This is a genomic window from Pseudomonas sp. DE0010 (assembly GCF_007680745.1).
Lineage (GTDB): Bacteria > Pseudomonadota > Gammaproteobacteria > Pseudomonadales > Pseudomonadaceae > Aquipseudomonas > Aquipseudomonas parafulva_B.
In genome coordinates, this window is record NZ_VEJQ01000157.1 from 1 (window position 1) to 294 (window position 294).

A 294-nucleotide genomic window follows, 5' to 3' on the forward strand; every position below is an offset into this window, starting at 1 on the left:
GCCGGAGGGCTATCACCTGGACCAGGCCGACGGCACCGCCTGGATGGCCGCCTATGCCCTGGACCTGATGCGCATCGCCCTGGAGCTGGCCAAGGAAAATCCGGTGTACGTCGATCTGGGGGTCAAGTTCTTCGAGCACTTCCTGCACATCGCCGGCGCCATCAACCACAGCGATGATCGCGAAGACGGCCTCTGGGACGAACAGGACGAATTCTTCTATGACGTCCTGCACAAGGCGGATGGCAGCGCCGAGCCGCTGCGCCTGAGGTCCATCGTCGGCCTCATCCCGCTGTT

Annotated in this window: 1 pseudogene; it reads left to right on the top strand. The window is 63.6% G+C overall.

Features of this window, described 5'->3' with window-relative positions:
- A pseudogene (locus FS767_RS22055) lies at positions 1-294 on the top strand (glucosidase); the annotation flags it as partial.